Raw genomic sequence first — 22,084 nt, forward strand, 5'->3', positions numbered from 1 at the left:
CGCGCTCCTTGCTGGGTCGAGTCGTGGCGAGGGCCCGCTGTTCGGCGGCGGCGCGTGGAGGTGGCCGGGGGTGTTGAGGAGGCCGGCCTTGACGATACGGGGCGGTCCGAGGGCCGATATCGTCGTCCGCGCGGTGGAAGGCGGCGCGCCGTTGTGTTGTCTGCCCGTGCGCGTGGTGGGCGTATCGACGTCGCGCCCCACGTAACCTCATCCTGTGCCAGCCTCCCGCCTGCGTCGCGTCGCCGTCCTTGTGCTCGAGGGTGCGAAGCCGCTCGATGTCGGAATTCCCGCGCAGGTCTTCACGACCCGCGCGAGCATGCCGTACGAGGTGCGCGTGTGCGGGGCGACACCCGGTCTCGTCACCGGTGGCGACGGCCTCGCGTACCACGTCGCCCACGGCCTCGACGCGCTCGCGTGGGCCGACATCGTCTTCGTCCCCGGCTACCGGTTCCCCGACCGCGACGACCCGCCGCAGGCCGTCGTCGACGCACTGATCGCCGCCCACGACCGGGGCGCGCGGCTTGCCGCCATTTCGACGGGAGCCTTCGCGCTCGCCGCCACGGGCCTGCTCGACGGCAGGCGTGCCACGACGCACTGGCACTACACACGAGCACTCGCGGCCAGGCATCCGCTCGTGCAGGTCGACGAGAACGTGCTGTTCGTCGACGAGGGCAGCGTACTCACCTCGGCCGGCGCCGCCTCCGGTATCGACCTGTGCCTGCACATCCTGCGCGGCGACCTCGGAGTGGCCGCGTCCAATCATGCGGCCCGGCGTCTGGTCGCCGCTCCCTACCGCAGCGGCGGCCAGGCCCAGTACGTGCCGCGCAGCGTCCCCGAGCCACTCGGTGAGCGGTTCGCCGCCACCCGCGAGTGGGCGCTGCACCGGCTCGGTGACCCCCTCACCCTCGACACACTGGCCCGGCAGGCCGAGGTCTCGCCGCGCACGTTCTCCCGGCGCTTCGTCGAGGAGACCGGCTACACGCCGATGCAGTGGGTGATGCGTGCCCGCGTCGACCTGGCCCGCGAACTGCTCGAGCGTTCGCAGCGCAGCGTCGAACAGATCGCCGCCGACGTCGGGCTGGGCACCGGTGCGAACCTGCGCCTGCACTTCCAGCGCATCCTCGGCACCACGCCGAGCGAGTACCGGAGCACCTTCACACGGGGTGAGTGACCCGCCCGGCACTGCCTGGCGGGATCCTTTTGAACCATGGCGATCCCGCCACTGTCAGCGGGGCGAGCCGAGGGCGACCCTGGTGGCGAAGGGAAGGGACATCACTCATGACTCGCATCGCCATCAATGGATTCGGCCGCATCGGACGCAATGTGCTCCGCGCCCTGCTGGAGCGCGACAGCGCCCTCGAGATCGTCGCCGTCAATGACCTGACGGAGCCGGCCGCTCTCGCCCGGCTGCTCGCCTACGACAGCACCGCCGGCCGGCTCGGGCGCCCGGTGACCGTCGACGGGGACGTCCTCGTCGTCGACGGCCGCCGGATCAGGGTGCTGGCCGAGCGCGAGCCGGCGCAGCTGCCGTGGGCCGAACTCGGCGTCGACATCGTCCTGGAAGCCACCGGCCGCTTCACTTCGGCCAAGGCCGCCCGCGCCCACCTCGACGCGGGCGCGAAGAAGGTACTCGTCGGCGCACCGTCGGACGGCGCCGACGTCACGCTCGCGTTCGGGGTCAACACCGACGCCTACGACCCCGACGTGCACACGATCGTCTCCAACGCCTCCTGCACCACCAACGCGCTCGCCCCGCTGGCCAAGGTGCTCGACGACCTGGCCGGGATCGAGCACGGGTTCATGACCACGGTTCACGCGTACACGCAGGAGCAGAACCTGCAGGACGGTCCGCACCGCGACCCCCGCCGCGCCCGGGCCGCGGGCGTCAACATCGTGCCGACCACGACCGGCGCCGCCAAGGCGATCGGCCTGGTGCTGCCGAACCTCGAGGGCAAGCTGTCGGGCGACTCGATCCGCGTACCGGTTCCGGTGGGCTCGATCGTCGAACTCAACACGACCGTCGCCCGCGACGTGACGCGCGACGACGTGCTGGCGGCGTACCGCGCCGCAGCGGAGGGGCCGCTCGCCGGCGTCCTCGAGTACTCGGACGACGCGCTCGTTTCCTCCGACATCGTGGGCAATCCCGCCTCGTCGATCTTCGACTCGGAGCTCACCCGTGTCGACGGCCGCCACGTCAAGGTGGTCGCGTGGTACGACAACGAGTGGGGCTTCTCGAACCGCGTGATCGACACGCTCGAGTTCCTCGCCGCCCGCTGACCTGACGCCGGGGGGCAACCCGCCCGAGGGCGAATGTGCCGCCTGCACCGTCTTCTCGCCGCTCTGGTTGACCAGTCGGGTCAACCAGAGCGCGCATGCACAGAGGTGGGTCCGCCCGGCTCTCTCTTGGACATCAGCCCGGGGCTGCCCTGGAGGGCAATGTCCAGCGCTGGTCACCTTGGCGGCCGGCATTCGAAGAAGTCATCGACGGCATCTGGTAACTGGTGCCGCATCAGGCAGCATTCGCCCTGTTGGCAGGCGATGTATCGCTCAGACAGAATGCCCGGCATGGAGTTGATCGCGCGGGGCGGGACGCTGACGTGTTCGCCCTGGATGAGTCCAGGGTGCTGCGCCGGTACCGGCACGAGGGGCGGTCGACCTGCCTCGAGTCGCGCTTGATGACTCATCTGGCGGCGAATGGGTATCCGGTGCCGAAGGTGTACGAGGTCACCGATACCGACATGGTTCTTGAGCGGCTGACCGGCCCGACGATGCTGGAGGCATTGGCCCAACGCCCGTGGCAAGTACGTTCCCTTGGCCGCGCGTTGGGCCGCCTCCACCATCGGCTCCATGCGTTGTCGGCACCGGCCTGGCTGCCCAAACGGTTCGGCACCGCAGGCAATGACCGAGTGCTGCACTTGGACCTGCATCCGGGCAACGTCGTTCTGACAGCCCACGGCCCTGTGGTGATCGACTGGAGCAACGCGCGCGCTGGTGATCCCGCTGCCGATGTGGCGATGACCATCGTGACCGTCGGCAGCGCTGATGTCCCCGGCGTCGTCGCACGTCTGGGGCGGGGCTTGCTTCTGCGAGCTGTCCAGGGCAGTTGCGGAACTGACCCCGCATCGCGACTCCAGCAGGCGCTCAACATCAAACTGGCCGACCCGAATCTGACAGCCACAGAGGCAGCATGGTTGCGCAACCGTGCTGCTGTCTCCGCCGGTCCCTGAATCCAACGCGGGTGCGGTGCCGGTATCACCCTGCTGATCGCCAACCAACCTGCACGGTCGAAGGAAGATCAAAGGCAGCCCTACGGTCCCCGTGCCGGGCGGCGTGGCATGCCCGACGGCGTCCTCCGCGACGATCCGCCCAAGCCGCGCCCTGTCACGGGTTCCGGGCCGATCCGGGTGTGTTCCGAGCACAGCCTGCTGGCCGATCCGACTGGGAAACGAGCGGCAGAGCCCGCCTGCTATGGTGCGCCGATGTCAGCGATCAAGAAGTTCCAAGTCACCTTTGACAGCGCAGAACCTGAGCGACTCGCTCGCTTCTGGTGCGAGGTGTTGGGGTACGTCGCACCGCCGCCGCCGGAGGGGTTTGCCACTTGGGATGACTTCAACCTTTCGCAGCCACCTGAGCAGCGGGATTCGTGGTTCGCGTGCACAGATCCCTCGGGTGTGGGCCCGCGGCTGTACTTCCAGCGCGTCCCCGAAGGCAAGGTCGTCAAGAATCGGGTGCATCTCGACGTCCGGGTCGGCACCGGGCTTGTGGGGGACGAGCGCCTCGCCGCGCTCGAAGCCGAGTGCGCACGATTGGTCGCGCTCGGCGCCACCCACGTGCAAACGCTGTATGCCGATGAGGAAAACGAGTCCTGCATTCCGATGCTGGACATCGAGGGCAACGAATTCTGTATCGACTGAGCTTTCTCCGAGGCCAGGGAGGCGGGGAGCCTCCTCCCTGGGCCTCTCTGGTCTCGTACGGGGCGGGAGCTGCCCGTGAGGGCGAGGTGTGCAGCCGGGCGATGCCTGGGGTGGCGGTGTGAACGCCGTCGCCTTTCAGACGGCAGTCATGAGGAGGTGGCCGACGGTGCGATGGGCGACCGACTTCGACACCCCGAGCAGTGGCGCGAGCTGCCGCAGCGTCAAGTTCGTACGCCAGTAAGCCGCTACGAGCAGGATCCGGCTCCGGAGTCGGGGTCCGCAGTCGACCCTTCCGCACCTTGGTCCGTACTGTCGCTCCGCATCGCGATGACCGGCAGCCCAGCACGGCTCCGTGTCGGGGAAGGCCGCTGTTTCCGACCGGCGGGAAAGTAGACGAGACGGTCGGTTTCTTTGAGCCTGTTCGAGGAGTCGACGTCTGCGCGCGCCCGCAGCGCCAGCAGAAGATGAGAAGTGGGCCGATGAGCGGACCCTGAGCCGGCTGCTGCAGGCCGGAGCAGTACCGCCGGGCGCTTGCCTCCAGCAACCAGTGCTCCCGCGCCCGTCGTCGCATCTTGGCGGCCCCGGCAAGGGTGAGCACAGCCCCCAAGGGCCGCGGCACGCCGTCACCGTCCACTGTCACCGCGCATGCGCTGGTGTGGGCGAAGCGGCGCCTGCTGTTGTTCAATGAGGTGTGCCGTCAGGGATCTCGGGGCCCCTCGCACGGGTCCGACTACAGCCCCGGTGCTGCGCCGGGGATTGCTGAGAGAGTCGTATGGACTCCACACATCTCCCTTCGTCCTCGTCGGCGTTCGACCAGGTCAGCCGAGCCCTGGGACGCTACAACCCGCGCGGTGGACCGGCCGCCGATCCCGCCGACGCGCAGGGGGACCGCGCCGCGCGCCATCCCGCACCCGACAGCCTGGCAGCCGGCCATCAGGAGCAGATTCTCGGCGCGGTCAACCTGAACCGGGATTTGATGATCACCCGCTGCAATCTGGACGCCCCCGTGTTCGCGGGTCTGGACGCCGCGGCCGGGAAACCATTCGTCGATCTCCTGCCTCCCTGGGACGTACCGACGGTCACACGGCGGCTGCGGCAGGTCGTGGAGACCGGTCAGCCGCATGTCGCCCGAATCCAGCGCCTGCGCCGCCGCGACGGGTCGGAGCTGGTGGTCTCGCTGAGCATCCTGCCTGCCGCGGCGCCCGAGGAGGGCCTGACCGTCTCCATCATCGCTATGGCCAAGAGGCTGCACCTGTACGCCGCCGAGACCGCGATCGGCACGTCGCTGGACATCGGCGAGACCGCCCAGTCGCTGGCGGAGTCCCTATTGGCCTGGGGAGACGTGGCCGCCGTTGACCTCGACTTCGCCGTGTGGACGGGTGAGGGCGTCACCGGCCAGGTGCGCAGGCGCATCCGACTGCGGCGGGCAGCCCTGGTGCCGGACCGGGCATGGCCCGAGGGCTACGTGACACCGGGCGACGACCTCCCCGGCGACGCGAGTCGCCTGCTGGCGCAGGCGGTGCTTCGGAACGATGCTCCGCAGACCATCGTCATACCCGACCGCGAAGCGGTCGAGCGGGTGCTCCAGAGCCCACGAGTGGTGCGTGCCCTCGTGCCCGTCGACCGGTCGGCGGGTGTGGCCTGCATACCGCTGGTTCTGGACGGTGCGCCGCCCGTCGTACTGGGCGTGGCGGAGGTCTGGCGGCGGGCGGACAATCCCTTCCGCGACAGCGAGCTGCTCGACCTGCAGGAACTGGTGGCCAGGACCGCCCATCACGTCGACCTGGCTCGTCAGCACCAGCGAGAGCACACGCAGGTCCTGGCACTGCAGCGCCGACTCCTGCCACGGACCGGCGGCGACACCATCGCGATCGCCAGCGTCTACCAGCCCGCCACTCCCGACAGCGCGGGCGTCGGCGGCGACTGGGTGAACAGCTTTCCGCTGCCGGACGGCCGTACCGCGCTGGTGGTCGGTGACGTCGTCGGTCACGGCCTGGGAGCTGCGGCAACCATGGGCCAGCTGAGTATGGAGGCCCGCGCGCTGCTGTCCGCGGGGCTCGCACCCGACGAGGTACTGGAGCACCTGGACGAGACGGTGACGCTGCTGGACGACGCGGAGTCCGGACTGGCGGCCGGGTACAGCGCCCTCGGCTCGACCTGCTGCATCGCCCTCTACGACCCGGTCAGCCACCACGTGGCGCTGGCCAGTGCCGGCCACCTGCCCCCGGTCCTGGTCACGCCGGACGGGCACGCGGGACCGCTCGCGCTACGCCCTCACCCCGGCCTGGGCGCAGAGTTCGCGCTGCGGGAACCGTTCGACGTGCACACCTTCGTCGCCCCTCCGGGCTCTCTGCTCGCTCTCTACACCGACGGCCTGGTCGAGGATCCCGCCCTGTCGATCGACGAAGGCATCGACAGGCTGGCGGACGTCGTGTCCACGGTGCACCCCTGGGATGCCCTGCAGCAGGCCGCACGGCACGTCGTCTCCACGCTGGCTCCCGCGCGCCAACGCGATGATGTGACCCTCCTGCTCGCTCGGATGATCGGCTATCGCGAGGGGGACACGGCGACCTGGCGGCTGCCCGCCCGCCTGGACGCCCCCGCTCGCGCCCGAGCGCAGGTCCTCGCGCTGCTGAGGCAATGGCGCACCAGGAACGACACCCGGGACGAGATGGTGCTGCTGGTCAGCGAGCTGGTCACGAACGCGGTCCGCTTCGCTGCCGGTCCCATCACGGTGCGGCTGATCAGGGCCGGCAACGGTCTGCTGTGCGAGGTGGGCGACACCGGCAACGGCAGGCCACGCCTGAAGCGGGGCGACCTTCTCGACGACAGCGGTCGTGGCCTGAGCGTCGTGCACAGGCTCACGACCCGGTGGGGGGTGCGGTGGACGGACACCGGGAAGGTCGTCTGGGCGGAAGTCGCGAGGTGACGCTGCTCTGCGTCGGGGACGCCGCCGGCGTACGGGAGCGCGGAGTGGCTTCTTCGGCTTCTTTCCGTGTGGGTGGCGCAGCCTCGTACTACAGCCACTCTCCTTCCAGGGCGGTGGCCGTCAGGCCCGGTGCCGCCGCGTACAGAACGGCGCGATTGCCGGGCTTCTGCTGCCCGGCGTCATGCGCCCGCCGCAGGATGTCGAACACGGCGGCGCCTCCGCGGTTGCCGCTGGTGTAGCTGTCCCGGCTGTAGTCGAGCAGCCCCGCAGGCCACGTTTCGGGCATCGTCTGCTCCATGTACTCCAGGACCCTGGTCCCCCCGGGGTGGGCGAGAAGCACGTCAGGGTGCCAGGAGCCGGGGGAGTCCTGGTGACGGATGCGCAGCCAGTCCCACATTGCCGTGACGGTCTCCTGCACGGCGCGCGGCCCGCGCCGGTCCATCACGAAGTGGGTGCCGTCCGCCCGTGTCTCCAGGCGGTGCAGGTCCTGGGTGCCGGGCAGGGTGTGGTGCCAGGCGGCGTCGAGCCGCAATATCGATTCGAGCCTCGGGCGGCCGGTGACCACCGCGGCGACCGCCGTGTCCGCGAACAGCAACCGGACTATCAGGGACTCAAGAGTGTCGTCCGCGGGCTGGTAGGTCGTGCTCAGCGCCTCCGCGATGACGACCAGGACGACCCGATCGGGGTCGGCGGCCACGAGGTCCGCCGCGAGCGCCAGGGAGCGGGTCCCCGCGATACAGGCCCACTGAGTGGCCGGCAGCAACATCACATCGTTGCGGAGCGGTAGCTTGTTGCCCAGGGCTATGTCCAGTCCGGGCAGCGCCGGGGTGGTGGAGTGACTGGTGATCAGACAGTCGACGTCCGAGGCATCCAGCCCGGCTGACTGCAGCGCTCCCCGCGCTGCACGCTCCCCATAGGACTGCACAGCCTCCCAGGCCGGCGCCGTGCGCTCCTGGACGGTCTGCGGCGCGGGAACGGTCTCGAGGGCGGCGACCACGCGGTCCACGTCCTGCTGGGTGAACCCGTCGCGTGTCAGCGCCTGTTGGGCCGGTTCGACGCCGATGGTCCGCAGGCCGCTGCCGTTGCCGGGCGCGACGGTGGTCTCCAGGGGCAGCATCCACCCGCGAGTCTCGATGCCCGTACTGGCCGCGATGCCGTCGATCCGCGGCGCCCACGCCGCATGCGCGTGCCGGTCGCTGACCTCCGCCACTATTTGGCTGGTCTTGACGGCGTGCTCGCCGTGTATCACGGCAGGAGGGCAGAGGTATGCGGCCATGCTGGAGCACCTTCCAAGGGAAAACGGGGGAACAGAGAGGGGGGCAGGGATGGACACACACGTGCTGTGCCGTGGGCCGATTTCGTCCTTCGAGCCCAAGAGCGTGGAGATGGGCTGCACTTCGGGCGTCCGTGTCTGTTCCGAGCATGGGGCTAAACGGACATTTGCGCTGTGATGTAGACAACGTAGGCGCGGACTGAATGTGTGACTCGGCCCACACGGTTGAATGGCGAGCGCCCTCAGGCCGGTTTGGCGCCTTCCTGATCTACCGTCAGCCAGCGAGCTGCCCTTGTCGCTGTCGCTGCCCCTGGGGTGGGCTGGGCTTGGGCGACAGGTTGCGAACGAAGCGCGCCGAGTCTCCGCGATGTGGACATCGATGTACCGCGCGAGAGTCGGCCCCTTCTGGGCGCCCGCCCTCGAAGCCGATGCGGCGGAACGGGCTGACGTCATTCGGTGCTGACCGAACCAGCGCGGTCAGGAGCTGATGCGGCGGCGGTTCGACCTGGCTCGGTGTCCGGCGGCCGGACGAGGCGGTCTGCCATTGGACGCCGAAAGCCGCTCACGCACCGGATCGTCCATCACCTGTGCCCACATGGGAGCGAACTCGCCCTCATCGAACACCGCTACAAGCGACGGGCGACGGCAGGCGGGGGAGTGGCTCGCTCATGACGCTTGCCTCCCGTGGCGTGCCTGCAAGCCGTCTGCCCGGCCCCTGGCCAATCGGCCTGTGCGCGGATTGTCTGCGGTCTCTCCCGGAATTGTCCGTGCTTGGTAACGGACGCATCCATGGGCCTGCCTGTCTCGTCCTGCAGGGCGGTCGCAAAGTGACCGGGGATCGGCGAGGACTCGGCGAAGGGGCGGACATGGCGCAGCACGGCGGCGGGCGGGGCTGGTACGGCAAGGCGATGGGGGCGGCGCTCGGGGTGACACTGCTCGCCACCGGTGCCTCGGTCTGGACCGCGCAGGCCGGTGCCGTGGACTCGTCATCGAGAACGGCCGCGCCGGCCGCGCCGGGCAGCGACATCAAGCAGGTCGCAGCGACCATCGCGCACGCCTCGGAAGCGGGCGCGCGGGGCGTCAACATCACCATCGACGACGGCCCCGACCCCGTGTGGACCCCTCAAGTGCTGGACGTGCTGGGGGAGTACGGAGTGAAGGCCACGTTCTGCATGGTGGGGACGCAGGCGCAGGCGCACCCGGACCTCGTGAAGAAGGTGGTCGCGGCCGGACACCGGCTGTGCGACCACTCGGTGTCGCACAACACCGCCATGGACAAGGATTCCCAGACCTACCAGTCGCAGCAGATCCTCGACGCCGAACGCATGATCACCAAGGCGTCCGGGGGCGTACGGCCGATGTACTACCGGGCGCCCGGTGGGGCTTTCACGCCTTACAGCCGCAAGCTCGCCGCTTCCCGGGGCATGCGCCCGCTGGGCTGGAACGTGGACACCAAGGACTTCGAGCGTCCGGGTACGGACGTCATCGTCGCCACCGTCGAGCGGGAGCTGCCGGGCGGACCGACACTTCTCTTCCACGACGCGGGCGGTGACCGCACGCAGACGGTCGAGGCCCTGCGCCGGCTCCTTCCCCGACTCAAGGAGCAGGGCTACTCTTTCGGCTTTCCCGTGCGCTGAGCCCCGGCCCTGGTCCGTCCAAGAGTCTCGCCCCCTGATGCAACTCGCCCTGAAACGCGGGACCCGCACGGAGCGACGGGTGCTGCCATTCCGGGCTGTGGACCTTCAGGCACGCGTGACCTCCACATTTACCGAGAGCGAATCACCCCCGATTTGCGACCCGCATGCGCAGGACACAGAATTTATCTGGGGCGGATAGCTGTGCACGTTCCGGTCCGGGTGGTCGAGGGTAGGGCGATTGGCGATTCCTCGTGCAACCCTGGCAGTAAGGCGGAGATCATGCAGGAAAACGAATACCCCCCTGAATGCACCGGGCTACTTCTCATTGACACGGTCAATGAAGTCTTCGCAGAAAACGGGAAAGGATACCCGCAGTACAAGGAAGAATTTGAGAGAATCGGGGTGGTGGAGAATCTGAAAAGCCTTCTGGCGGGGGCGCGAAGGCACGGTCTGCACATCTTCTTTTCCGGCATGTCCTACAGTGACGATGAGTACAGAAACTGGCGACACAAGTCGGGCATACATCAGGCAATGTTCGAGAACAGGCTTTTCGAGCAGGGGACATGGGCGGTGCAGTTTCACCCCGATTTCACGCCCGGCCCCGGCGAAGTGGCACTTGCGCCGCACAAGAACATCGATGTCTTCATGACAACGGACCTGGACACGCAGCTGAAACGGCGAGGCGTGGAATACCTTGCCATTGCCGGCATGATCGGCTCCATGTGTGTTGAATCGACGGGTCGTGGCGCAATGGAACGCGGATACCACGTAACGATGCTGAAGGACGCCACAGCATCTGACGGCGGTAAGCAGGAGTACGACAGCATGGTCGGGCGGTACCCGTTGTTCGCCCACTCCGTGCTCACTGTGGATGAGTACCTGGACGCAGTCGAGAAAAGCACTGGAGCCAGGTAGGCCCTCGCGAAGAGCACCGACTGTCAGGATGTGCTGGTGGAGTTCTTCGACTATCCGGCCGACCACTGGATCCGCCTTCGGACGACCAACTCCTCGGATGACCAACCCCGTGGAGTCGGCCTTTGCCGCCGTACGGCTGCGCACGAAGGTCACCAAGGGCGCCGGCTCACGAGCTGCGAGGCCGGCCATGGTGTCAGGCGCGTTGAGTCCGCCAAGGCCCGCTGGGGAGCCGTCAACGGCTCACACCTGGTCCCCGCTCGTCCAGGCCGGAGTCCGCTTCGAACGTCCGCTTCGAACGTCCGCTTCGAACGTGGCCGCCTGGATGAATGCTCTGAAATGATCGCAGCGTGACAACCAACTCCCGCGAACGATCTGACGTGCCTCCGCGTGAAGTCCGCATTCCTGCTCCTGACGGCGGTCGGCTCTGGGTGGGGCGCAACGGCACCGGAAGCCCGGTCGTGCTGCTGCACGGCGCCGGCATGGACTCCCGCCTGTGGAATGCCATCGTTCCGGAACTGGCCCGCCACCACGACGTGATCCGCTACGACGCCCGCGGGCTGGGACGCTCCACGCCTCCGGACAAGCCGTTCAGCGACGTCGAAGATCTGCGCGCTGTCCTCGACCACTTCGGCCTTCGTCGCGCCGCGCTCGTCGGGCTGAGCATGGGCGGGGAGACCGCGCTGGACTTCACCCTCGCGCACCCGGAGCGCGTCACCGCACTGGCTCTGATCGGTGCCTCGGTCAGCGGTCATGTCTGGCCACAGAGTCCCGAGTTGTCGGCCTACGCCACGGCCCGGCGCGAGCGCGCGACGGCCACCCTGGCCGAACTGGAACTGGCGATCTGGGCAGCCATGGGCCGTACGGCTCCCGGAGGAGAGCTCATCGAGACGATGGTCGCCTCGAACGCCGAGCAGCGAGTCGTGAGCGAAGAGCACTGCGTCCTCTCCACAGGCCGTGATGCCGAACCACACCTCGCAGACATCGCCGCGCCGACGCTGGTCGTCCACGGCGAACACGATCACCCGGAGATTGCGGTGATCGCCGAGCGACTCGTCGCCGATATCCCCCGCGCCTGTGGCGAGACGATTTCGGACGCCGACCACTACCTGCCGCTCCGGACACCCGAACGTCTCACCAAGCTGCTGCTGTCCCACCTGCCCTGACACGCGGAACGTCAACAATCCACACCTTGCGTCGATTGCTCGGACGTGGCGGTGTCGTCTCTCCATGGACTGTCGCTGCGCCGGCCAGGGTAAGCCCGTGTCCCTCGGGGCGCGTTGGCTGCTCCATCGCTTGTGGACTCGCTGCAGGCGGCGATGGCGAGCAGTGGCGCGGCTGTGATCGCCGCGGCGGTGCGCGCGCATCGTCCCCAAGGACGTGCGGATGAGGGGCGACCATCAAGGACGCGAGAGATCGGTGTCCGGACTGTGCGGGACGTTCACGCGGAGGTGTGCGAGCGCTCTGACTCGGCCTCAGCTCAGAAGCATGGCTTGGCCGCTGGGAGTTACAGGCCGGGCTCGGCCCGCACGGACAACCCGGTGGCTGACCTCAGATGGGCTTGCGCCACACGGAGACGTGCTTCTGGGAGTCCTGGGCGAACGGGCCTCCGTCCCAGTCCGCGACGCGACGTTCGAGCTCGAGCCCGGCGATCCGCGCCATCAGGTCGAGCTCTGCCGGCCAGACGTACCGGTGCCGCGAGGTGCCACGACGGTAGTGGCCGTTTTCGTCGTCGCGGGTGAAGTGGTGCGAGACCAGAATCTGCTCGACCAGGTCGAAGGTGTCGAAGCCGAGATGCTGCTCGGAGACGTCGAACGGTACCGCGAACTGGCCGGGCGGAAGGAACCGCAGCGCCGGCACGCCCAGCTCGATGACGAACCGCCCGCCGGGCTCCAGATGACGTGCGGCGTTGCGGAAGCACTCGACCTGTTCGTCCTGCGTGAGCAGGTTCGTGATGGTGTTGTAGACGAGATAGACCAGGGTGAACCGCCCAGGGACGACGGTGGTGGCCATGTCTCCGATAGTGACCGGGAGCATGCTCTCGTCGATCTTGCACCGCAGGACCGCGGCCATGTGCTCGGACAGTTCGATGCCCACTACCGGCACGCCGCGTTCCCGGAGCGGGACGCCCACTCGTCCGGTTCCGATGGCGAACTCCAGTGCCCGGCCCTCTCCGGCGAGATCGGCGAGGAAGGCGAGAGTCGGTCCCAGAACCGCAGCCGAGGACCGTTCGGTCTCCTCGGCGTCGTAACGGTCGGCGGTCGCACGGGTCCACAGTTCACTGCTCGTCACGGACGGCCACTTTGCCGGGCGTCGAGGGGCGTTGTCGACGTATTTACCTTCCACCGGCTTCGATGGCAGTTCGCGGCAGGAGGGCACGGACCCGTCGGGTACCGTCCGGCTCGGGGCGCAAGACCTGGCAATGGTGCAGTGGTTCTGCCGCCCCAACTGCCGCCCGCTGCGCGGGGGATGGCCCCTAGTGGACGCCGGACGCGTGTACGTGATCCTCCTTCCCTCACGCTGCTGCGGACGCGCTCGTAGTGGCGCAGCGACTTGTCGGGGGCCAGGGCAGGGTTCTGATGTGAGGCGCGTGACGGCACACAGCATGAGTCCGGGCTGCTCCCAGCCGGAAGCGTCCTGGCTGCGCCTGACGGAGCCGTGGGAGAGCCGTTTCGCCGGTGACGGCCTCCGGATACTGATGTGTACTACGAGTGCGTGGTACCTCGTTGCCCCAGGAAGCGGCAGCAGGATTACGCGGTCGACCGGCCCGCTCGGTCGGCTTCTGTTCGCAGCGTGCGCGCTCGCTCGGCCGGGTCGTAGTTCGGACCGACGCCCTCAATCAGCACCAGGTCGCCCTCTATGTGGTCGGTACGCAAACGCAGGATGGCGCGGTAGGCGGGGGAGTCGTACCAGGAACGGGCTTCGGTGAGGCTGGGGAACTCGATCAGCACCATGCTGCCGGGCCACGTACCTTCTACGACTTCGGTCGGCGGACCGTGGATGACGAAGTGGCCGGCGAAGGGGTCGAGGGTTGCCTGGATGCGCTCCAGGTACTCGATGACGTCGGAGTGATTCCGTCGGCTGCGGAGATGAGCGAATCCGTAAGCGGGCACCACGGGCTCCTTTCGTTCCGGGCATGTGAGCGATGACCCGGAACCTAGCCGAGGGTGGTTGCGCAGTGCGATTACCTCTGGGGTAATGGCCGGGCGCCACATCGAGGCGATCCCAGTCCGCCGGGCCACGGCACGCAAGGTCACCGCCCTGCCGCCGCCGGAGTCGAGCAACTCGGCTGCCGGGGACAGGGTTTCCCCGCGCAGCAGGTGCCCATCGCCTCGGCGGTTCCCGTGGGTGTGAGGGTGATCTGCTGTTGCGGTCAACGCCCGGGCACGTCCGGGACGATGACGATCTTGCCGGCGACGGTGCGCGATTCGGCGAGCGCCAGCGCCGAACCGGCATCGGACAGCGGGAACTCCGCCGCGATCTGCGGGGTGAGTACGCCCCCGGCGAGCAGCCGCAACACCTGGGTGAGGTCCTCGCTCAGCCGGGCCCGGAAGACGTCCAGGCGACGCTTTCCCGCCCAGAAGTTGTAGAAGTGCGCGCTCTTGCCGTTGGGAAGGCAGTTCCACAGGGCCAGTCGCGCGAAGGACTTCAGCACGGGCAACCGCGAGTTGCCGGTCTCGTCCTTTGTGGCCGCGGTGCCGTAGGAGACCAGCGTCCCGCCGCGGCGCAGCAGCCGCCACGACTCCTCCAGGCCGGCGCCGCCGACGTGGTCGAATACCGCGTCGACACCGTCCGGCGCGATCTCGCGGATGCGCTGGTACATGTCCGGGTCGCGGTAGTCGACCGGGACCGCGCCGAGCTCGCGCACCGTCTCGTGGTGACGCGCGGACGCCGTGCCGATCACCCGGATGCCGGCATGCCGGGCCAGCTGCACGAGCGTGGAACCGACGCCGCCGTTGGCGCCCAGCACCACGATCGTCGCGCCGGAGCGCACCTTCGCGGTCCGGTGCAGCATCTGCCAGGCCGTGATCCCGTTGACCAGCATGGTCTCCGCGGCGGCGGCGCCGACCTCGTCCGGCACGGCCACCAGGTCCGCAGCATCGACCAGCAGGGAACTGGCCCAGCCGCCCACCTTGGTCACCGCGGCGAACCGGCGTCCGATCATCGCGGCATCCACATCCGGGCCGACAGCGGTCACGGTGCCGACCACGTCGTATCCGGGCACGAAGGGGAAGGGCGGCTGGTCGTAGTACTTGCCGCGACGCATCTGCTGCTCGGCGAAGGAGATGCCGGTCGCATCCATACGCAGAACGGCCTTCCCCGCAGCCGGGGCCGGGAGCTCGCGGGTGCGGACCTCCAGCCCGCTCGGCTCGACCTTCCCGGGCAGGAGGACCTCGGTGACGGTGGTGGTGAGGGCGCCGTTGGTCATGGTGGACTCCACATCTCGCTGCGTTTGCTTACAGTCGTAAGGCTACGCATGAGAGGTCACTCAGGCAAGAGGTAACAGCTGTAAGGTTGTTTGTGTAAGATAACGGGATGGAAGAAGACGGCACCGCGACGACCGCTCCGACGCCCGCCCGCACGCGCAACCGGCGGGGGGAGGGTGCCCGTCTGCGGGACGACATCGTGGCCGCAGCCGTCGAACTCCTCGAGGAGACCGGCGACGAAAGCGCCATCACGCTGCGATCCGTCGCCCGGCGGGTCGGGATCGCCGCCCCTTCGATCTACCGCCACTTCCCGGACCAGCCGGCCATCATGCTGGCCGTTGCGCAACAGGCTTTCGCCGAGTTGGCAGGGCAGCTGAGCGCCGCCCTCGACGCCGCCGGCGAGGATCCGCGGCAGCGGCTGTACACCGTCTGCCATGCCTATCTGACCTTCGCGGAGGACCACCCGGGGCGCTACCGCACGATGTTCGGTGGCCTCTGGATGCCTGATCTGAGCGAGGGCACCCTGACCGACACCGACATCTCCTCCCTCGGCGATGCCAACCTGGCACTGCTCCGCGGCGCCCTCGGCGACTGTGTCGCGGCGGGCTGCGCCACGAGCACCGACCTGGTCGCCGACTCCGTGGCCTTGTGGCTGGGCCTGCACGGGCTCGCCCACCAGCGGTCGGTGACCGTCGCCTTCCCATGGCCGCCGGACATCGCCGAACGCATCATCACGACGCTCGCGCACCTGCACGGCGAATGAGGTGTACGACCGTCCCGCACGCCGGCTCGCAGGAGGCGGCGGGCTCACGGTGCCAACTGCATCACGAGCCACCAGATGGTGCGCCTTCCGGATGAGCGGGAGGCGGATGCGGGCCGGGCCCTGGCATTCGCACATGGTCACTACGGGTGGGCGCCGGGATCGTGGTGAACCGGTAGCGGACGCGGACGCCCAGAGGGCGCCGCGGACCTTGTGCGGTCCACGACGCCCTCGGAAACTATCCGTGGCCGGAGTTGAATGTCTTCTTGGCCACGGAGACGGACTTCGACACGTGGAACGTACGCGCGTGGAACCTGCGCAATTCGCTGGGTCTTCCCGCTGGCAATGTCCAGCCGGTAGGTCCAGGTGGTGTCTTTGGTCCACGCCTTGGCGTAGTCCCTCTCGATCGTGATGTCGGCCTCGGCGGTGACCGCGCCGATGCCTCCGCCAATCCCCGCGGAGCCCTCCAAGTGCAAGTCGCAGCCCTGGACTTCGAGTACGAGATGGAGCCCGGACCCCTTGATGAAGTCGCTCATCACGTTGGTGGGGCGTAGGCCACCTTCACGCGCCGGATGAACACTATGCACAGTTGGTGCCATTGCCGCCGGCCGGCAGGACGGCCTGTGGGAGGTCTTCCCGGATGTGGCGCCTGAGCACCGATGCGTGGTTGCCGCCTGATTCCCTGTCGGCTCACGTGGTGGACGACGCCGGTCCTCTGTTCCGGGTGGTGTGGCTCGCCGGCATGGAACCGTGATCTAGTCGGATCGACGCCTACAGGCAGTGATCGAGAAGGGTGGTCCGTGCCGTGTCAACCAACGGTGCAAGGCGGATCCGACGCGCCGAACCTGACGAGGCCGGTGAGCTTGAAAGGCTCCAGGACCGATCGTCGACTCACTGGGGGTACCCACCGGGCTACTTCGACTGGGCGGGTGATGCTCGCGCGATTCCGGATGCCTATGTGCGGAACAACCCGGTCTTTGTCCTGGAGGAGGACGGTAAGAGGCTTGGCTTCTACGGTTTCACGGAGGAGGACGGTGACCTGCTCCTGGACAAGCTCTTCGTTGACGCCGACGAGATCGGCAAGGGTTACGGCAAGCGTCTCTGGCAGCATGCGATCCGGACTGCGCGCGAGCTCGGGCAATCGGAGTTCATCGTTGGTTCGGATCCGAACGCCGCGCCGTTCTACGCAGCCATGGGAGCCGTGCAGTATGCGACGAAGCCGACCGCCGAGCCATCCTGGACCCTGCACATGTTCCGTTACACCCTCTCCAGCTGAGGGCTGTCCTCGAACCCAGGGCCCTCGAGGCCCCGGCCGGCCGTTCGCGGGCGGGCCTTCACGCTCAAGACCCTGCTGAATCGCATCATCGTCGACTGGCAGCAAGGCCGTCGCGCACGTGCGCACTGGACCACCGAGTAGAGCATGTCGTCAGGAAGCCGAGCGCGCGTCCCGGTCGTCCCTCGTGACCGTGTCGACGCAGTGCGCACCGTGCGGCGACGCGTCCGAACGATGGGCCGTCTCGCGGTGCTGTGACGCGACCGGCGGGTCTGTGCGGCGGATGGCCACCATCGCCACGTCGTCGGCGAATCGGGTGCCTACGTATTGCCGAAGGTCGTCGTGGACGGCGGTCAGTAGATCACCTGGTGCCAAATGGGTCCACGAGCGCATCCGGTCGGCGAGCGGGTAGAAGACGCCGGCGGTATTGCGGGCCTCGATGACGCCGTCGGTGTAGAGAAGGACGGTGGCACCTGAGGGAAAGTCGAGCGTCCGCACCTGGAGGTCCTGCCCGTTGAAGCGGGCCAGGCCGATCGGTGGCATGGAGACGGTCGGCTCGAGCGTGGTGACCGTGCCGTGCATCACGAGCAGCGGCGGCGGGTGTCCGAGGTTGATCAGGGAGATCCTGCTGTCGTGGTCGGCGGCCTCGAGGATGACGGCGGTGACGAAGCTCTCGTCCAGATGCTTGCCGCGGATGTCGGCGTCCTCGGCACGTGCGGCGGCGCAGTCGCGCATGTCCTCGCCGAATTCGGCTTCGAGTTCGGCGACGAGGACGTCCAGCCGGCTGTGGTGCCGTGCCGCCCGCCGGAACGAGTTCAGGACGGAGTTGGCCATCTCCAGCGCGGCCAGGCCTTTGCCTTGAGCGTCCCCCAGCAGGACCCGGATGCAGCCGTCGCGCTCGACAGAGGCGTACAGGTCACCGCCGATCGCGGCCTCTTCGTCGGCGGCGCGGTAGAGCGATGCCAGGGTGAAGGTGCCCGCTCGGCGCGGCAGCGGACGGAGCAGGATGCGCTGGGTCACCTGGGCAACCCAGCGGGAGTTCGCCAATTCGCGCTCCCGCCGCCGGCGGACGTCGCTCGCGGCCAGAGCGGCGAGGCTCAGGAGCACAAACGCTCCGAACTGGAAGGGAAAGTTGGTTGCGCTCAACTGGAGGTTGGCGGCGGCGGCCAGCACCACGCACGGGGTCGTCACCAGGACCACCAGCAGCACACCGGCCGGCCCCAGGAAGGCGGCCGAGAGGACCGGTGCCGCCACCATTACGGGGCCGAGCCGGATGTCGGGCGGGGTGAGCAGGTCCACGACCAGCACCACCAGAGGGAACAGCAACAGGACCACGAGCACCGGCACACGGTGTCGCCGTGGCCGACCATGCCACGGTCCGCCGCCGGAGCCTCTCACCACGACCGACTTGAGGAAGCTGTCACCTCGCACATTCAACCGCACTCCTCGGCTCTCCCTGCTGAAGAAAGAGGGGTGTTCCGGCGAAAGAATGAACGGCGCCGCAGGCCTATCTACCTGCCCGAACGCGGCGCGTGCAGCACCGTCAGGAGTGGCCGGAACCGAGGGCCGGGGGACAGTCAGTGCTTCAACGGTGGTGGGCGCAGCGAGGTGACTGCGGCTGACCCGTCCGTCCGATCCCGGATCGGATGCAGGGCCCGGGTCAGGGGGGTGGTGGCAGTGCGGGGAGGGTAGCGCGGCCTCGAGGAGGACGCGTGATCGAGTGCGCTGGGCTTGCACGTGTTCCTCCCGGCGGGATCGGGTGCGCCAGCAGGGTTGTGTGCTGCCGTATCTCCTGGTGAGGGGCTTCGTTGGTGGGGTGTCTGTTGATCAACACTGTGCTGGAGAAGCCGTGCCTGCTGACGCCGCCCACCCGCCGGCCGACCTTGTGGCCGCGCGGGTACGGGATCCCTACCCGTACTTTGCGTGGCTGCGCCGCCATGCGCCCGCGTATGTCGAGCGGCGGCCGGGACGGCCCGTGGTGTGGCAGGTCTCCCGCTACGAGGACGTACGCGCTCTGCTCACCGATGCCCGTCTGAGCAAGGACCCGGACCGGGTTCCGGGATACGTGCCGGGCCCGGCCGGCTTCAACCGGCACCTGGTCCACGCCGACCCGCCGGACCACACCCGGCTGCGGACCCTGGTCAACACCGCGTTCGTGCCCCGCCGCATCGCCATGCTGGAACCTTTCATCGACGAGGTCGCGCACCGGCTGCTGGATCGGGTCGAGCACCACACACATGTCGATCTGATCGCGGACTTCGCGGCGCCGCTGACGTTCCGGATGATCTGCGCCATCCTCGGCGTTCCCGAACACCTGGACACGGCGGAAACCAGAGACACTCTCATGGCCACCATCGCCCCCGAGGTGTCCGCCGATCCGGCACGCGCCGTACGGGAGCTGCACAGGCTGCTGGACGCGCTGATCGCCCAGAAGCGGTCCGGTGAGGGGCCCGGCACCATGGACCTGCTCGGCGCCCTCGTGCGCGCCGGCGACGAGAGCGGGACGATCAGCGAGGAGGAACTGCGCTCCACCGCCTACCTCTTGTTGCTGGTCGGCCACGACACGTCCATGAACCTGCTCGGCAACGGGATGCTTGCCCTGCTGCGCCACCCTGCCGAGGCCGCCCGCCTCGCCGCGCAGGATGCCGGTTCCCGTCTTGTCACCACCGCGGTCGAGGAGCTCCTGCGCTACGACTCGCCTGTCCGGGACGCGACATTCCGGTGCGCCGCTGCCCCGATCGGTCTGCACGGCCGGACCGTCGGTACGGGCGACATCGTGAGTCTCCTGATCGGGTCCGCCAACCGCGACGAGGAGCGCTTCCGCGATGCCGACCTTCTCGACCTGGGCCGCACACCCAACGATCACCTCGCCTTCGGGTACGGGCCCCATTTCTGCATCGGCGCGGCCCTGGCACGTCTGGAAGGCGCCGTGGCTTTCCCCCTGCTGCTGAAGCGGCTCGCCACCGTGGAGTTGGCCAAGCCGGCGGACGAACTGCCCTGGCGCCCGGCCCGTGTCATGCGCGGACTCGCTGCCCTGCCCCTCGTCCGGCGCTGACCCCTCTTCTCTCCGACTGCACCACCTCCCGATCCGGAAGGACATGATGAGCACGCAATCCACGCAGCCCGTGGTGCTGACCGAGCGCCGCGACGGCGTCCTGGTCATCACCCTGAACCGGCCCCGCGTCCGTAACGCGATCAACCAGGCGCTGGCCGACGCCGTCGACGCCGCACTGACGGCCCTGGAAGACGATCCCCACCTAGCGGTCGGCGTCCTCACCGGGTCGGGCGGCCACTTCTGCTCCGGCATGGATCTCAAAGCCTTCCCTGACGAAGGAGTGCCGAGGGTCGCGGACCGTGGACTGGCCGGACTGACCCGCGCCCGCCGTTCGAAGCCGCTCATCGCCGCCGTCGAAGGGGCGGCGGTCGCCGGCGGCTTCGAACTCGTCCTCGCCTGCGACCTGGTCACCGCCGCCGACACCGCCTTCTTCGCGCTGCCCGAAGTAGCCCGCGGCCTCATCGCCTCAGAAGGCGGAGCCATTCGCCTACCGGGCCGCCTCCCTCACCACCTGGCGATGGAAATGCTCCTGACCGCATCCCCGCTCCCGGCCGCGGACGCCGCCCGGCACGGGCTCGTCAACCAGCTCACCGGCGAGGGCAAAGCCCTGGACGCCGCGATCGCCCTCGCCGGGAGGATCAGCGCCAACTCCCCCCACGCGGTCCGGATCACCCGCCAGGTCGTCGACGCCACCCGCGGCCTCGACGACCATGCGGCATTCACCGTCCAGGACCCGTACACCGCACCCGTCTTCGACACGGACTCGGCCGCCGAAGGAGCCCTGGCCTTCTGCGAAAAGCGACCTGCGGCTTGGACACCCTGACCGAGCCCCAGCCTGCCCGCCGGATGACGCGCCTGCCCCTTCCACCAACCGGCCAGGCGCCGGCCCTCACTCACACCACCGGTGAGGGCCGGCCCCTGGGGCACTCAACTGCCGGGCGACATCAGAGAATCCGCGGGGGACCACTCCCTGCACCCGGACTCTTGGCCGCCGAGTAGCGCATCCGCACAGCCCGTTGGCGACGCGGTCCGGCGCCGAGGTCGCGCCCGCCGATCGTCAGTAGCGGTGGCCGGGCCAATGCGGATCCGTCCAGCGGTCCTCGCCGGTGAGTCCGAGCAGACGTATCCGGTGCCGCAGATCCGCCGATGCGCCCGACTCCCGGAGCCGCACCGAGGCGGGGTCGAGGAGCCAGGCGACCAATTCGGCGAGTATCTCCTCCTCGTCGTGCTCGTACCAGCCGACCCTCCACGGCAGGCTGTCTCCGAGGAGCTCGTACTCCCATGTCGCCGCCGCCTCGGCGAGATGCCGGTCGCTGAGATACCCGGTCTGCTTCTCCCATTCCGCGAGCCAGGGCCGGAGCGTTCCGGACGCCTCGGCACACATCACGAAGACCTGGTGCGCCGGAACGATCGCATCCGGATCGGTGAGGCTCTGCGCCCACCACGCATGCAGAAACTCACGGACCGGACCCGCGTGATGGTCGGGCCACTGTTGCCAGCGGCCGCGGGCGAAGGAGTACCCGGCGTCTTCCAGTCCGAACCAATGTTCCGTGCGACCGGCGACCAGTGCCGTGGCGAACTGCGGCAGGACGCGGCGCAGCACGGCCGCGTGATCGGTCCAGTCGGTGGCCTGCCAGGCACGGCGCAAGAGATCCGGCTCCAGCTCCACGTTCGGTGTCTTCAGAAGGGAGAGCTCCTCGGGGCTGCCCCAGTGGCATTCGCAGTTGTGCTCGTCCGGACGTGCGGTCATGCCGTGGAAGGTGACGGCGAGGTTGTCCAGAGCGGCACTGAGGCGGCGGCGCGCGGGATGGTCGGCGAGATGCATGATGTGCCCGGCCTTCGAGGACTCCGTACGGCTTTCGCCTGCCGAAGATCGCCACACTACCGGGAGAGGCGGGGCCGGC

At 68.7% G+C, this 22,084-nt stretch carries 18 protein-coding genes and 1 pseudogene; 12 read left to right on the top strand and 7 right to left on the bottom strand.

What is annotated here, in order from left to right; translation table 11 throughout:
• Positions 1 to 214: 214 nt before the first annotated feature.
• From RPQ07_RS36200 to RPQ07_RS36215, 4 genes are all read left to right on the top strand, one after another.
• Positions 215 to 1,171 (top strand): GlxA family transcriptional regulator, encoded by a 957-nt coding sequence (locus RPQ07_RS36200; protein ID WP_313948506.1) that lies wholly within the window; start codon positions 215 to 217, stop codon positions 1,169 to 1,171.
• A gap of 107 nt (positions 1,172 to 1,278) precedes the next feature.
• Complete coding sequence (gene gap / locus RPQ07_RS36205; RefSeq protein ID WP_313948507.1) at positions 1,279 to 2,277, top strand: type I glyceraldehyde-3-phosphate dehydrogenase; 999 nt, start codon at positions 1,279 to 1,281, stop codon at positions 2,275 to 2,277.
• Positions 2,278 to 2,528: 251 nt separating this feature from the next.
• Positions 2,529 to 3,227 carry an aminoglycoside phosphotransferase family protein gene (locus tag RPQ07_RS36210; RefSeq protein WP_313948508.1) on the top strand — a complete coding sequence of 233 codons (699 nt, stop codon included), beginning with the start codon at positions 2,529 to 2,531 and terminating at the stop codon, positions 3,225 to 3,227.
• Between the two features lie 252 nt (positions 3,228 to 3,479).
• Complete coding sequence (locus tag RPQ07_RS36215) at positions 3,480 to 3,914, top strand: VOC family protein (RefSeq protein WP_313948509.1); 435 nt, start codon at positions 3,480 to 3,482, stop codon at positions 3,912 to 3,914.
• Positions 3,915 to 4,067: 153 nt separating this feature from the next.
• Here RPQ07_RS36215 and RPQ07_RS36220 read toward each other — a convergent pair.
• Positions 4,068 to 4,184, bottom strand: a pseudogene (locus RPQ07_RS36220) (transposase family protein); the annotation flags it as partial.
• Positions 4,185 to 4,686: 502 nt separating this feature from the next.
• Between RPQ07_RS36220 and RPQ07_RS36225 the strand changes: the two are divergent.
• Entirely contained in the window at positions 4,687 to 6,843 is a 2,157-nt protein-coding gene (locus RPQ07_RS36225) for a SpoIIE family protein phosphatase (RefSeq protein WP_313948511.1), read from the top strand.
• A gap of 88 nt (positions 6,844 to 6,931) precedes the next feature.
• Here the strand turns inward: RPQ07_RS36225 and RPQ07_RS36230 are convergent, their stop codons facing one another.
• On the bottom strand, positions 6,932 to 8,119 hold the full coding sequence (locus RPQ07_RS36230) for a type III polyketide synthase (RefSeq protein ID WP_313948512.1): 1,188 nt from the start codon (positions 8,117 to 8,119) through the stop codon (positions 6,932 to 6,934).
• Between the two features lie 863 nt (positions 8,120 to 8,982).
• On the opposite strand from RPQ07_RS36230, the gene RPQ07_RS36235 reads away from it, so the two are divergent.
• The 3 genes from RPQ07_RS36235 to RPQ07_RS36250 all read left to right on the top strand — a co-directional run bounded on the left by RPQ07_RS36235 (position 8,983) and on the right by RPQ07_RS36250 (position 11,831).
• Positions 8,983 to 9,753, top strand: coding sequence for a polysaccharide deacetylase family protein (locus RPQ07_RS36235; RefSeq protein WP_313948513.1), 771 nt, complete (start codon positions 8,983 to 8,985; stop codon positions 9,751 to 9,753).
• Positions 9,754 to 10,032: 279 nt separating this feature from the next.
• Positions 10,033 to 10,668: a cysteine hydrolase family protein gene (locus RPQ07_RS36240; protein ID WP_413777810.1), complete on the top strand. Its 636-nt coding sequence runs from the start codon at positions 10,033 to 10,035 to the stop codon at positions 10,666 to 10,668.
• Positions 10,669 to 11,015: 347 nt separating this feature from the next.
• Positions 11,016 to 11,831, top strand: a complete 816-nt coding sequence (locus RPQ07_RS36250; RefSeq protein ID WP_313948514.1) for an alpha/beta fold hydrolase — start codon at positions 11,016 to 11,018, stop codon at positions 11,829 to 11,831.
• A gap of 385 nt (positions 11,832 to 12,216) precedes the next feature.
• On the opposite strand, the gene RPQ07_RS36255 is transcribed toward RPQ07_RS36250, so the two are convergent.
• From RPQ07_RS36255 to RPQ07_RS36265, 3 genes are all read right to left on the bottom strand, one after another.
• Positions 12,217 to 12,957, bottom strand: a complete 741-nt coding sequence (locus RPQ07_RS36255) for a class I SAM-dependent methyltransferase (RefSeq protein WP_313948515.1) — start codon at positions 12,955 to 12,957, stop codon at positions 12,217 to 12,219.
• Between the two features lie 458 nt (positions 12,958 to 13,415).
• Entirely contained in the window at positions 13,416 to 13,778 is a 363-nt protein-coding gene (locus RPQ07_RS36260; protein ID WP_313948516.1) for a DUF1330 domain-containing protein, read from the bottom strand.
• 260 nt (positions 13,779 to 14,038) lie between these two features.
• Entirely contained in the window at positions 14,039 to 15,094 is a 1,056-nt protein-coding gene (locus RPQ07_RS36265; protein ID WP_313948517.1) for a medium chain dehydrogenase/reductase family protein, read from the bottom strand.
• Between the two features lie 107 nt (positions 15,095 to 15,201).
• Between RPQ07_RS36265 and RPQ07_RS36270 the strand changes: the two genes are divergently transcribed.
• Both RPQ07_RS36270 and RPQ07_RS36275 read left to right on the top strand, forming a co-directional pair.
• Positions 15,202 to 15,855, top strand: a complete 654-nt coding sequence (locus RPQ07_RS36270) for a TetR/AcrR family transcriptional regulator (protein ID WP_313948518.1) — start codon at positions 15,202 to 15,204, stop codon at positions 15,853 to 15,855.
• Between the two features lie 802 nt (positions 15,856 to 16,657).
• Entirely contained in the window at positions 16,658 to 17,128 is a 471-nt protein-coding gene (locus RPQ07_RS36275) for a GNAT family N-acetyltransferase (protein ID WP_313948519.1), read from the top strand.
• 150 nt (positions 17,129 to 17,278) lie between these two features.
• On the opposite strand, the gene RPQ07_RS36280 is transcribed toward RPQ07_RS36275, so the two are convergent.
• The gene (locus tag RPQ07_RS36280) at positions 17,279 to 18,466 is read right to left on the bottom strand and encodes a PP2C family protein-serine/threonine phosphatase (RefSeq protein WP_313948520.1); all 1,188 of its coding nucleotides are present in this window, start codon (positions 18,464 to 18,466) and stop codon (positions 17,279 to 17,281) included.
• 508 nt (positions 18,467 to 18,974) lie between these two features.
• On the opposite strand from RPQ07_RS36280, the gene RPQ07_RS36285 reads away from it, so the two are divergent.
• Together RPQ07_RS36285 and RPQ07_RS36290 are read left to right on the top strand one after the other, a co-directional pair.
• Positions 18,975 to 20,180: a cytochrome P450 gene (locus RPQ07_RS36285; RefSeq protein WP_313948521.1), complete on the top strand. Its 1,206-nt coding sequence runs from the start codon at positions 18,975 to 18,977 to the stop codon at positions 20,178 to 20,180.
• Positions 20,181 to 20,226: 46 nt separating this feature from the next.
• Positions 20,227 to 21,003 (top strand): crotonase/enoyl-CoA hydratase family protein, encoded by a 777-nt coding sequence (locus tag RPQ07_RS36290; RefSeq protein WP_313948522.1) that lies wholly within the window; start codon positions 20,227 to 20,229, stop codon positions 21,001 to 21,003.
• Between the two features lie 234 nt (positions 21,004 to 21,237).
• On the opposite strand, the gene RPQ07_RS36295 is transcribed toward RPQ07_RS36290, so the two are convergent.
• Positions 21,238 to 22,005, bottom strand: coding sequence for a hypothetical protein (locus RPQ07_RS36295; RefSeq protein WP_313948523.1), 768 nt, complete (start codon positions 22,003 to 22,005; stop codon positions 21,238 to 21,240).
• Between the last annotated feature and the right edge of the window lie 79 nt (positions 22,006 to 22,084).

The sequence above is a fragment of the Streptomyces sp. AM8-1-1 genome (assembly GCF_032229325.1).
Taxonomy (GTDB): Bacteria; Actinomycetota; Actinomycetes; order Streptomycetales; family Streptomycetaceae; genus Streptomyces; species Streptomyces achmelvichensis.

What these genes read in the sequence shown, in the direction of transcription:
- RPQ07_RS36230 (WP_313948512.1), bottom strand. Translation starts at nt 8,119, where the DNA reads ATGGCCGCATACCTCTGCCCTCCTGCCGTGATACACGGCGAGCACGCC.
- RPQ07_RS36225 (WP_313948511.1), top strand. Translation starts at nt 4,687, where the DNA reads ATGGACTCCACACATCTCCCTTCGTCCTCGTCGGCGTTCGACCAGGTC.
- RPQ07_RS36215 (WP_313948509.1), top strand. Translation starts at nt 3,480, where the DNA reads ATGTCAGCGATCAAGAAGTTCCAAGTCACCTTTGACAGCGCAGAACCT.
- RPQ07_RS36270 (WP_313948518.1), top strand. Translation starts at nt 15,202, where the DNA reads ATGGAAGAAGACGGCACCGCGACGACCGCTCCGACGCCCGCCCGCACG.
- RPQ07_RS36290 (WP_313948522.1), top strand. Translation starts at nt 20,227, where the DNA reads ATGAGCACGCAATCCACGCAGCCCGTGGTGCTGACCGAGCGCCGCGAC.
- RPQ07_RS36235 (WP_313948513.1), top strand. Translation starts at nt 8,983, where the DNA reads ATGGCGCAGCACGGCGGCGGGCGGGGCTGGTACGGCAAGGCGATGGGG.
- RPQ07_RS36240 (WP_413777810.1), top strand. Translation starts at nt 10,033, where the DNA reads ATGCAGGAAAACGAATACCCCCCTGAATGCACCGGGCTACTTCTCATT.
- RPQ07_RS36265 (WP_313948517.1), bottom strand. Translation starts at nt 15,094, where the DNA reads ATGACCAACGGCGCCCTCACCACCACCGTCACCGAGGTCCTCCTGCCC.
- gap (WP_313948507.1), top strand. Translation starts at nt 1,279, where the DNA reads ATGACTCGCATCGCCATCAATGGATTCGGCCGCATCGGACGCAATGTG.
- RPQ07_RS36295 (WP_313948523.1), bottom strand. Translation starts at nt 22,005, where the DNA reads ATGCATCTCGCCGACCATCCCGCGCGCCGCCGCCTCAGTGCCGCTCTG.